Annotated in this window: 8 protein-coding genes; 6 read left to right on the top strand and 2 right to left on the bottom strand. The window is 47.2% G+C overall.

All coding sequences use genetic code 11. From position 1 onward, the window contains the following. Position 1 precedes the first annotated feature (1 nt). The 4 genes from DW096_RS12800 (at position 2) to trxB (ending at position 5,031) form a co-directional block, all read left to right on the top strand. Entirely contained in the window at positions 2 to 613 is a 612-nt protein-coding gene (locus DW096_RS12800) for a winged helix-turn-helix transcriptional regulator (RefSeq protein WP_005832923.1), read from the top strand. 271 nt (positions 614 to 884) lie between these two features. After that, positions 885 to 3,389: a DNA translocase FtsK gene (locus DW096_RS12795; RefSeq protein ID WP_120028710.1), complete on the top strand. Its 2,505-nt coding sequence runs from the start codon at positions 885 to 887 to the stop codon at positions 3,387 to 3,389. 3 nt (positions 3,390 to 3,392) lie between these two features. Next, positions 3,393 to 4,043: a LolA-like putative outer membrane lipoprotein chaperone gene (locus tag DW096_RS12790; protein WP_005832014.1), complete on the top strand. Its 651-nt coding sequence runs from the start codon at positions 3,393 to 3,395 to the stop codon at positions 4,041 to 4,043. A 37-nt stretch (positions 4,044 to 4,080) separates the two neighbouring features. Next, entirely contained in the window at positions 4,081 to 5,031 is a 951-nt protein-coding gene (gene trxB, locus DW096_RS12785) for a thioredoxin-disulfide reductase (RefSeq protein WP_057255730.1), read from the top strand. Positions 5,032 to 5,114: 83 nt separating this feature from the next. Here trxB and DW096_RS12780 read toward each other — a convergent pair whose 3' ends face one another. Together DW096_RS12780 and DW096_RS12775 are read right to left on the bottom strand one after the other, a co-directional pair. Next, entirely contained in the window at positions 5,115 to 5,816 is a 702-nt protein-coding gene (locus DW096_RS12780; RefSeq protein WP_005832010.1) for a Crp/Fnr family transcriptional regulator, read from the bottom strand. A 292-nt stretch (positions 5,817 to 6,108) separates the two neighbouring features. After that, positions 6,109 to 8,298 (bottom strand): glutamine synthetase III, encoded by a 2,190-nt coding sequence (locus DW096_RS12775; RefSeq protein ID WP_120028713.1) that lies wholly within the window; start codon positions 8,296 to 8,298, stop codon positions 6,109 to 6,111. A gap of 416 nt (positions 8,299 to 8,714) precedes the next feature. Here DW096_RS12775 and DW096_RS12770 point away from each other — a divergent pair, with 416 nt between their 5' ends. Together DW096_RS12770 and coaW are read left to right on the top strand one after the other, a co-directional pair. Further along, complete coding sequence (locus tag DW096_RS12770; protein WP_034522728.1) at positions 8,715 to 11,036, top strand: DUF5686 family protein; 2,322 nt, start codon at positions 8,715 to 8,717, stop codon at positions 11,034 to 11,036. A 159-nt stretch (positions 11,037 to 11,195) separates the two neighbouring features. Continuing rightward, positions 11,196 to 12,026, top strand: a complete 831-nt coding sequence (gene coaW / locus DW096_RS12765; RefSeq protein ID WP_005832001.1) for a type II pantothenate kinase — start codon at positions 11,196 to 11,198, stop codon at positions 12,024 to 12,026. The last annotated feature ends 2 nt before the right edge of the window (positions 12,027 to 12,028 follow it).

Genomic DNA, 12,028 nt, shown 5'->3' with positions numbered 1-12,028 from the left:
TATGGCAATTTTATTTGATTGGTACGAAAACCCGAAAACGAAGGATAAACAAGGGGAAGAACTGACCCTGCATCCCCGGATTAAACTGAACGGCTCCACGACGACCGATGAGCTGCGCAGGCATATACAAGAATACTGCTCGCTGACCGAGACGGATGTACTGGCGGTACTCGATGCTTTGTCGCATTTTGTGGGACGCGAGCTGGGGGAGGGCAGGCAGGTACATTTGGACGGCATCGGTTACTTTGTTCCCACGCTGACCTGCACGGAACCGGTGACACTGGAGACAAAGCGGAAAAGTACTAAGGTGAAGTTGAAAAACATCACTTTCAGACCGGACAAGGCGCTGCGCAGTGAGATAGGAGTATTGAAGGTAAAGCCGCTGAAATTGCGGAATCTCACGAAAAAGAGGCTGACGGATGATGAGGTGAAGCAAAAAGTGGTGAACTATCTACGTAAGAATGAGTTCATCACCCGCAGTGTTGTACAGTCGATTTGCGGCATGACCCGCACGACTGCGACGCGGCAGATTCGTCGTCTTTGTGAGGAGAATGTGTTGGTGAACAAAGGGTTGCAGAAACAGCCGATTTATTTTTTGAAGGAAAAAGAGTAGGTTGATGCGTATAGGGCTTGCATGGATTGCGTCATGTAGGCAAAATCTGCCTGCATGCTTGCATGAGGTCTGCTTGCATGGCGCAATTTGTTGTAAATTAGTGCGATATGTCATTTCATGCAAGCATGTAAGTAAAACATGCGATAAAACTACAGTTGTAGATTAGGAATACCTATAATCGGCAGACGAGAAATTAAAGAATGAAAACAACGCGGCAGAAGGATAGTTTTTATTATTTTTGCAATCAATTCTCAATAGTTATTTAAAAAATATGGCAAAGAAAAATTCAACAGCTAAAGATACGGAGCTGTCACTCTCGTTTTTGGGGAAAGTGGCAGCGTTATTTAGAAGTGAAACGGTTCATTTCGTTATCGGCTTGGTGCTGGTAATCTTTTCGGTTTATTTGTTGCTTGCTTTCACATCATTCTTTTTCACGGGAGCGGCAGACCAGAGCATCATTGACGGAGGCAGTGCGCAGGAGCTGATTTCCACCAACAATGGGGTGAAGAACTACGCCGGTAGCCGCGGTGCGCAGTTGGCCAGCTATCTGATAAATGATTGTTTCGGCGTATCGTCTTTCTTGATTCTCGTGTTCCTGGCTGTGGCGGGATTGAAGCTGATGCGGGTGCGTGTGGTGCGCTTGTGGAAGTGGTTCATCGGCTGTTCGTTGATGCTGGTGTGGTTCTCGGTATTTTTCGGTTTTGTGTTTGTAGACCAGTACAAGGACTCTTTCCTCTATCTGGGCGGTATGCACGGATACAATGTCAGCAACTGGCTTGTGTCTCAAGTCGGTGTGCCGGGAGTATGGCTGCTATTGTTGGTAACTGCCATCTGCTTCCTCATCTATCTGAGTGCAAGGACTGTCATCTGGTTGCGCAGATTGTTCAGTCTCAGCTTCTTGAAGCGTAAGGAGAAGGCGGAAAGCGTGCAGGGTGAAACGCCGGAAGAGTTCAAGACCTCTTGGGGTGCAAAGGAAAAGGCGGCTGCTCCGACACCGGAAGCTGCGGAGCCGGAAAAGGTTCTTGAAAAGGAGGAGGAGATTGCTATAGAGGAAGAAGAGGACGAACCGCTGAATGAAATCACCCTTGACTTGGGTGGAAGTGATGGAAAGATAAAGCCTGCCAAGTCTGCGGATGAGGACGTTACCATGACTTTTGAGACTCCTGCACCGGAGCCGGTGCCCCCTTTTCGGGAACAGCCGGTAGAGAAGGAGCCGGCATTCCAGGTTGAAAAGGCCGAAGAGGAGGAGTATGTGGGAACGGAGAAGGAGCCGTACAATCCCCGTCTGGATTTGGAAAACTATCATTACCCCACAATAGACCTGATGAAGCATTACGATGACAATGGTCCGACCATTGACATGGTAGAGCAGAACGCGAACAAGGATAAGATTATCAATACTCTGCGTAGTTTCGGTATAGAAATCAGTACCATTAAGGCGACGGTAGGTCCTACGGTGACGCTGTATGAAATCACTCCCGAGCAGGGCGTCCGCATTTCGAAGATACGCGGTCTGGAAGATGATATTGCCCTCAGCCTTTCGGCGCTCGGCATCCGTATCATCGCTCCCATTCCGGGAAAGGGTACGATTGGTATCGAAGTGCCCAACTCCAATCCGAAGATTGTATCCGGTCAGAGTATTATCGGCAGCAAGAAGTTCCAGGAGTCTACTTACGACTTGCCCATCGCACTGGGTAAGACGATTACGAATGAAGTGTTTATGGTGGATTTGTGCAAGATGCCGCACGTGCTCGTTGCCGGTGCTACCGGTCAGGGTAAGTCCGTGGGGTTGAATGCCATCATCACCTCCTTATTATATAAGAAGCATCCGGCAGAGCTGAAGTTTGTGCTGGTAGACCCCAAAAAAGTAGAATTCAGCATCTACTCCGTAATTGAGCATCACTTCCTCGCGAAATTACCCGACGGGGAAGATGCCATCATTACGGACGTCACGAAGGTGGTGCAGACTTTGAACTCCATCTGTGTGGAGATGGATACTCGCTATGACTTGCTGAAAGCTGCCCATGTGCGCAATATCAAGGAGTATAACGAGAAGTTCATCAACCGTCGTCTGAATCCGGAAAAGGGGCATAAGTTCATGCCTTATATCGTAGTCGTTATCGACGAGTTCGGTGACTTGATTATGACAGCCGGTAAGGATGTGGAACTGCCCATCGCACGTATCGCCCAGTTGGCGCGTGCCGTGGGTATACATATGATTATCGCTACACAGCGACCGACAACAAACATCATTACGGGTACGATTAAGGCCAACTTCCCGGCGCGTATCGCCTTCCGTGTATCGGCAATGGTCGATTCGCGTACCATCCTCGACCGTCCGGGAGCCAACCAGCTGATAGGCCGCGGTGATATGTTATTCCTGCAGGGAGCTGACCCGGTGCGTGTGCAGTGTGCCTTTATCGATACGCCCGAAGTGGCGGAGATTACGAAGTTTATCGCCCGCCAGCAGAGTTACCCCACTGCTTTCTATCTGCCCGAATATGTGGATGAAAATGCAGGAGGTGATTTGGGGGATGTGGATATGGGACGTCTCGATCCTTTGTTCGAGGATGCAGCCCGTCTCGTTGTTATTCACCAGCAGGGTTCCACATCGCTCATTCAGCGTAAGTTTGCCATCGGTTATAATCGTGCCGGCCGCATCATGGACCAGTTGGAGAAAGCGGGGATTGTGGGACCGGCGCAAGGTAGTAAGGCGCGTGAGGTGTTCTGTATAGATGAGAGCGACCTGGAAATGCGGTTAAACAATTTGCAATAAGGAATGGTTATTTATAGAATGATGAAATTTGATAAGCTTTTACTTGGTGTGCTATTGCTGTTGTTTGCTGTGCCGATGTCGGCACAACAACCGGATGCCAAGAATATATTGGAGCGTACAGCCGAAGCCTTTCGGAAAGCGGGAGGGGTGAAGCTGGCGTTTACCGTGAACGAACAACAAGGCTCTTATGCGGGAGTTCTCTATCTGGAAGGTGAGAAGTTTGTGGTTGAGACCGAGGGAATGAAGACTTGGTTTGACGGACATACGCAGTGGAGCTATGTGGCTTCGGCAGATGAGGTGAATGTATCGGAACCTACGCAGGAGGAATTGCAGACTCTTAATCCGTATGCTTGGTTGTCCCTCTACAAGCAGGGATACAGATTGAAGTTGAGCAGTGTCGGTGGTAAGCAAGACAAGTCTGTTTATTACATCACCATGACTGCTGCCGACAAGAGAAAAGACCCTGAAAGTGTCTATCTGTTTGTGACAAAGGATACGTATCGTCTGCATCAAGTGGACTTGGCACCACGGGGGAGTAAGTATATGACTACTATCCTTATTGATAGCTACCAGACAGGACAATCCTATCCGGATAGTTTCTTTGTCTTTGACAAAAAAGCCTATCCTACAGCTGAAGTCATCGACATGCGCTAAATAGTAAATTGTAAATAGTCAAATAGTAAATAATATAATGATGGAAACAGAAAAAGTAAAATGTCTGATTATCGGTTCGGGTCCTGCCGGCTATACTGCCGCTATTTATGCAGGCCGTGCCAATCTTTCACCGGTACTTTATGCAGGATTGCAGCCCGGTGGCCAGTTGACAACCACTACTGATGTGGAGAATTTCCCCGGTTATCCCCAAGGTATCGGAGGTCCGGAATTAATGGAAGACCTGCGGAAGCAAGCCGAACGTTTTGGCGCAGATTTGCGTTATGGAGTTGCTACCGCAGCCAATCTTGCTGAAGCACCTTACAAGATTACGATTGATGACGAAAAGATGATTGAGGCTGAAACGCTGATTATTGCTACAGGTGCCGCTGCGAAGTATCTGGGGCTGGAGGATGAAAAGAAATATGCGGGAATGGGTGTCAGCGCTTGTGCCACTTGTGACGGTTTCTTCTACCGCAAGAAAACGGTAGCTGTTGTAGGGGGTGGAGATACTGCCTGCGAGGAAGCTGTTTACCTTGCCGGACTGGCTGCCAAGGTTTATCTGATTGTCCGCAAACCTTATCTTCGCGCTTCCAAGATTATGCAGGAGCGTGTGATGAAGCATGACAAGATTGAAGTACTGTTCGAACATAATGCCGTAGGCTTGTTTGGAGAGAACGGTGTGGAAGGTGTACATTTGGTACAGCGTATGGGTGAACCGGATGAGAAGCGCTATGATGTAGCTATTGACGGTTTCTTCCTTGCCATCGGCCATAAACCCAACTCGGATATTTTCAAACCTTATGTAGATACGGACGAAGTAGGTTATATCGTCACCGAGCCGGGAACACCGCGTACGAAAGTGCCGGGCGTATTCGCCGCCGGAGACGTTGCTGATCCTCACTATCGTCAAGCCATCACCGCTGCCGGAACTGGTTGCCAGGCAGCCATTGAAGCGGAAAGATATTTGTCTGCGAAAGGACTGATTTAGTGATTAGTGATTAGGGGTTAGGATGGCAACAATGTGTTTTTATTATGCTAACCCCTAATCGCTTATCCCTTGTCACTTATTCCTTATCCTATCTTGCTGATTTTCTTCAGCTTTTCTTCGTCTATGATTTTGATTTTACGCCCGTCGATGGTGATTAACCGTTCTGTGGCAAACTGTGACAACGTACGTATGGCGTTGGAAGTGGTCATGTTTGACAAATTGGCCAGATCTTCACGCGAGAGATAGATACTCAAGGTGGAGCCGTCTTCCTCCAAACCATAACTTTCTTTGAGGAATAGTAGGGATTCTGCGAGTCTTCCGCGGATATGTTTCTGCGTCAGGTTTACAGTGCGTTCATCGGCAATGCCCAAGTCAACGGACAATTGCTTGATGAAGAACATGGCAAGGTCGTTGTTTTGTGTGAGCAGAGTCATCAAGGCAGTCATGGGGATTTGGCAAACAAGAGACGGCTCGAATGCAGATGCTGCCGTGACATAGTCTGTTTTTGCAAAGTAAGGGCGGTAACCGAAATATTCGACAGGTTTAATCATACGGATAATCTGGCTTCTACCACCGACTCCGTCTTTATAGATTTTGACCTTTCCACTCAGCAGACACATCAAATGCGTAGGTGTCTCGCCTTCGCAATGGATGACTTCGTTTTTTTTGTAGTTCTGGAGTGTGAAGTGGTTGGCGAGGAATTCCCGTTGTTCGTCATTCAAGGGAGACCATATATCTGCAATCAACTCCGGAACATTAATATCAGACAAGTTTACTTTTACCATAACTGCTGCAAAACTGTGTTATACAGCACAAATGTAAAAAGAAAAAATTAAATATTGCACAAATATGACAAAAAGATGTCGTAGGGGGGGAGATGAAGGAAAATCTATATATTTACGATTAGACGATTTACGATTGAAGTTTGTATTGTTAAACAACTACTCATTAGCAGGTGGGTTTATGATTGTATGAGTAACTCCAACCGTAAACCGTCAAATCGTAAATCGTAGTAACTTAATTGTTTATCGTAGTATCTCTATCCCCCTCCCTACGGGGGAGGGGCTAGGGAGAGGCCTACTTTGTAAACAGCAGCTCCCTATATTTCGGAAGCGGCCAGATTTCATCATCAATTTCCATCTCAAGGTGGTCGATGTGGTCACGGATACTTTCCAGATAAGGGCGTACGGTTTCTTCGTAAGCGAAAGCCTTGTCTTTGTAGTTATCCATGTGGTTGGCTACTTTGCGGGCTTCGGTCATTTCGCGTACTTGTACCTTGATGGCTGTTACGCGCTTGGAAATTTCGCGTACAAGCTCTTTCCGGTCGGCACTGAGGACTTCGTATTCTTCGGGAGAGAAGGTCTCGCGCAGGCCACGGAGATTTTCCAGCAGACGGTTTTGGTAGATAACGGCAGTCGGTACGATGTGGTTGATGGCAAGGTCGCCCAGCACACGGCTTTCTATCTGTACCTTCATGGTGTATTTCTCCAGTTCTACTTCCAGGCGGCAGGCAAGCTCCGTTTCGTTGAAGATACGTTCGCCGATGAGTACGGAACGGGACTGGTTATCCATGTAGTGCATCAGGGCTTCGGGAACGTGGCAGATGTTGGTCAGCCCACGGCGGGCGGCTTCCTGCTTCCATTGTTCGGAGTAGCCGTCACCCTCAAAGCGGATAGGCTCGGAGGCGATGATGGTCTCTTTCATAATGCGGAAGATGGCTTCATCCTTGCCGACTCCTTCTTCCATCAGTTTGTCGATGGAGACTTTGAATTCGTTCAACTGGTTTGCCATAGCTGCATTGATGGCAATCATGGCGGCGGCACAGTTGGCGGACGAACCTGCGGCACGGAACTCAAAGCGGTTGCCGGTAAAGGCGAATGGAGAAGTACGGTTACGGTCGGTGGTATCCAGTAATATTTCGGGAATACGTCCGATGCCTAATTTCAGTGTTGTCTTTTCTTCCGATGTCATCTTGCTGCTGCTTATCTGGCGAGCTATCTCGTCGAGGATGGAAGACAGCTGTTTGCCCAGGAAGATGGACAGAATGGCGGGAGGTGCTTCATTGGCTCCCAGACGGTGGCTGTTTCCGGCACTCATGATGGAGGCGCGCAGCAAGTTCTGGTTTTTGTATACCATCATCAGTACGTTTACCAGGAAGGTAAGGAACAGCATGTTTCCTTTCGGATTCTTGCCCGGTGCAAACAAATTGATACCCGTATCGGTGCAAAGCGACCAGTTGTTGTGCTTGCCGGAGCCGTTCACGCCGTTGTAGGGTTTTTCGTGAAGCAGTACGGCGAAGTGATGCTTGCGTGCGATGCGTTTCATCAGATCCATCACAAGCTGGTTGTGGTCGTTGGCAAGGTTGGCATTCTCAAAGATAGGCGCCAGCTCAAACTGGTTGGGAGCTACTTCGTTATGGCGGGTCTTGACCGGGATACCCAGTTTGTGACATTCGATTTCCAGTTCTTTCATAAAAGCTGTGACACGTGGGGGGATGGAGCCGAAATAGTGGTCCTCCAGCTGCTGGTCTTTGGCCGAGGAGTGTCCCATCAGGGTACGTCCGGTCAGACAAAGGTCCGGGCGGGCATTGTACAGTGCCGAGTCGACGAGGAAATATTCTTGTTCCCAGCCTAAATTGGTATAAACGCGTGTGATATTCTTGTCGAACAACTGGCATACGTCTGTCGCTGCTTTGTCTACGGCTGCCAAGGCTTTGAGCAATGGAGTCTTGTAGTCGAGCGCTTCGCCGGTATAAGAGATGAAGATAGTGGGGATGCAAAGTGTGGTATCTACCACAAAGGCAGGTGAGGAAACATCCCAAGCAGTATATCCTCGTGCTTCGAATGTGTTTCTGATACCCCCGTTGGGGAAAGAGGATGCATCCGGTTCCTGCTGGATGAGCAGTTTGCCGGAAAAACGTTCAATCACTTCCGTTCCTTCTCCGAATTCGATGAAGCCGTCATGTTTCTCGGCTGTTCCGTCCGTCAGAGGCTGGAACCAGTGCGTGTAGTGGGTGACGTTGAGGGACTTTGCCCAACTTTTCATGCCGTTGGCAATCAGGTCTGCCATTTCGCGGTTGATGGGAGTGCCTTTTTCGATGGCGTCGGTCACGGCTTTGTAGGCTTCACGAGGCAGGTATTCCTGCATTTTCTTACGGTCGAAGACATGGCTGCCGTAGTAGTCGGACAGTTTGTTTGAAGGGGTGGTCTCTTCAAGAGGTTGCCGATTGGCAAGTTCTTGCAAAGCAAAAAATCGCATTTTTGACATATAAGTCTCTCCTTTTATTGGTTGTTGGGCGCAAAAATACATGTTTTTTCTGAACTACCCCCTCTTTTTTAGGGGGTATTCTCGAAAATATTAGTGTTTTTTGAGAATAGACCCCCTAAAAAAGTCTGCTTGTTATGGAAAAACGACCAAAAGCTTGCGTTTGTTACATGCCATGATTAGTAATCTTTCCGCATCACGATTAGTAATCTTAGTGCGTCGTGATTAGTAATTTTCATGTGTCACAATTACGAATCATTCTGTACATGACACTTGTGGCACCCTTTTTATAACAATTAATATAGGTTCGTATTTATCTCGCACAAACTATGTGTGCTTGTGTATTATTGTCTCTCGCGCGTAACATATGTTTTATAATAAAGGGTGTCACAAGTGTCATTCCCGCTTCTTTATGGAACATGTTTTTGCATTACACAAATTCTTCCGTATATTTGTCCCGATTCTATAAGGAGAAATTGCGGTTGAAACGTTTGTTGTTTATATGGATTTGGATTTGCTTCTTGTTTTCTTTTGTACAGAAGGCAGGGGCGGAGCGTGTATCTTATCCGGTTGACAAACATGTGAGTTCGGCAGACTCCATCATGGAGAAAGTCATCTTCTTTGCCCCCCTTTATGAACGTATTATTGAAAGTTACAAGGCTGAGCTTTACATAAAGGGCTGGGTGAATATCCGTAAGAAGAATCATATTCTCCGCTACATCCCTTCCATGTTCCGGCCCAAGAAAGGGGTGCGGGAATATATGATGGAAACTTATAGCGATTTGCATTTTACTGCTCCCGACATCTATGACCAGAAGGTAAAGGCAAGTGTCGGTACTGCTTCCGAGTTTTGGGAAATGGACGGACGGCTGCCGGAATATTTTCACATCAACATCTATTCTTCTACCTTATTATATGACAAACTACTCTCTCCTTTAGCACCCAATGCCAAAAAATATTATACCTATCGGATTGATACGGTGATGGGGGAACGGCATGCCCTTCAGTATAAAATCCGTTTTATGCCAAAAAGCAAAAGCTTTCAGCTGGTGGGCGGTTATCTGATTGTGAGTGATAACGTGTGGAGTGTACGCGAGATGCGTTTTTCCGGACGTAATGAGATGGTGCGGTTCAATAATCTGGTGAAGATGGGTAATGTGGGCGATTCGGACGAATTTCTTCCGTTGCAGTATGATGTGGATGCAACGTTTCGTTTTTTGGGAAATGTGGTAGATGGCACTTATGAAGCTGTACTCGATTATAAGAACATCATTCAGAAAACTTCTGGCAGTGATATACGGAGGTCGGTGAAGAAAAGTAAATATGACTTGTCCGATTCATACACGTTGCGTACTGATACGAATGCTTATCTACGTGATACTGCTTACTTTAAAACTTTGCGTCCCATTCCTTTGACTCCGCATGAGGAGACACTGTATCAGGATTTCTTCTTGCGTCGGGATACGCTCGCCCGGAAAAAGAAACCGGTGAATAAGAACTTGGAGTTTTGGGGGCAGATTGGAGATGCATTGATCAGTCGCTATACGGTAGACCTTGATAAATTGGGGAGTGTGCGCTGTTCACCACTAATCAATCCTTTTCTTTTGAGCTATAGCGGCAAGCATGGAATTTCGTATCGGCAGGAGTTCAAGTACAACCGTATTTTTACCGGTGATCGCCTGCTGCGCATCGTTCCCCGGATAGGTTATAATTTTAAGGAAAAAGAGTTTTACTGGAGGGTGAGGTCCGATTTTGATTATTGGCCCCGTAAGCGTGCAGCATTGCATCTGGAGTTTGGTAACGGTAACCGGATTTACAGCAGTGATGTGCTGGACGACCTGAAAGCCATCCCCGACAGTATTTTTGACTTCAACCAGATACACTTGGATTATTTCAAAGATTTGTATCTGAATCTGCGTCATAGCTGGGAAATAGTAAACGGTCTGTCGCTGGAAGTGGGTGTATCCATGCACAGACGTACGGAAGTGAACCGCTCCCGGTTTGAACTGAACTACCCGAGCATGCCGCCTACCAAGTCGGCCACCCGTGCCGGTTCCGGAGGTTCATCCTTCTTTCCGAATTTTGACCCGAATATCCTGAACAAGTTCCGCCATACCTATAATAGTTTTGCTCCCCGCGTCCGCCTCACCTGGACTCCGGGACAATACTATTATATGAATGGCGACCGTAAAGTAAATCTTCATTCCAAGTATCCTTCCATCTCAGTAGATTGGGAGCGGGGACTCAGTGGAGTGTTGCAGAGCAGTGGTTCGTACGAGCGTGTAGAGATTGATTTGCAGCATCAGGTTTCTTTGGGCTTGATGCGTGATATTTATTGGCGTTTTGGTTGGGGAGAGTTTACCAATCAGAAGGAACTGTACTTTGTGGACTTTGCCAATTTGCGGCGTTCCAATCTTCCTATGGGTTGGAGTGATGATATTGGCGGGGTGTTCCAGTTGCTGGACGGCCGCTGGTATAACTCTTCCCGTAAATATATCCGCGGACACCTTACCTATGAAGCGCCTTTCCTCCTGCTCCGCCATCTGATGAAATATACCCAATATGTATTGAATGAACGTCTGTATCTGAATGCATTGGTGGTTCCTCACTTGAAACCTTATCTGGAAGTAGGGTATGGCATTGGTACACATATATTTGACTTTGGCTTGTTTGCCAGCTTTGCAAACTGGAAGTATCAGGAAATAGGTTGCAAATTTACCTTCGAACTGTTTAACAGATAGCAATGTGGTAATGTGATTAATGTGCCAATGTGTCAATGACCAGGGCGTGATGGCGTAGCATAAACATAGCGCAGCCAATTAGCATATTGGCACATTATCACATTAATCAATTGTCAATTATTGATTCTTTTGTAACTTTGCTGCAAATTGCTTGGAGCTATGGGTATAGTAATAGGAATAGATGTGGGTGGAAGTACCACGAAAATCGTTGGAATCAATGGAGAACAGATACAGTCTCCAATGTTTATTACGGCTACCGACCCGGTGACTTCCTTATTCGGAGCATTCGGTAAGTATATTTATGACAATGGTATACAGCTGGCCGATGTGGAGCAGGTGATGCTGACGGGAGTGGGAAGCGCATTTGTCAACAGCCCTCTATATGGACTGCCTACTCGCAAAACGGATGAGTTTATTGCCAATGGTTTGGGAGCCAGACATGCAACGGATATAGACCAACTGATTGTAGTCAGCATGGGTACCGGCACTTCTTTTGTGAAAATAGACGGAGACAAGGTGCAGCATATTGGCGGCTTGGGGATTGGTGGAGGTACCTTGCAGGGATTATCGAGGTTGCTGTTGAAAACTCATGATATTCATCAGGTGTCCGAGTTGGCTGAGAAAGGGGATGTAACTCGTGTCAACTTGCAGATAGGTGATATTTGCAACACTGCTTTGCCTGACTTGCCAGTGAGTGCTACCGCCTCTCTTTTCGGGAAAGCAGATAGCAATGCTTCTCAAGAAGATATTGCCTGCGGTATAATTTATACGGTACTTCAAACCATTGGAGGAGCTGCTGTACTGTCAGCTTTGAACAGTCCTATCAAGGATTTCGTTCTGATAGGAAATCTCACCCAACTGCCCCAGTGCCGGGAGGTGTTTTCTAAAATGGAAGCCATCTATCATGTACATTTTCATATACCGCCCTATGCTGAATATAGAACAGCAATAGGAGCGGCATTGGCATATATAAAAGAAAGGCAAGGGTAGTG

The sequence above is a fragment of the Bacteroides sp. AM07-18 genome, assembly GCF_003602695.1.
In the GTDB taxonomy this organism is placed as follows: domain Bacteria; phylum Bacteroidota; class Bacteroidia; order Bacteroidales; family Bacteroidaceae; genus Bacteroides; species Bacteroides uniformis.
Note: the sequence above shows the minus strand (reverse complement) of the source record. Positions and strands in the feature narration are given on the sequence as shown.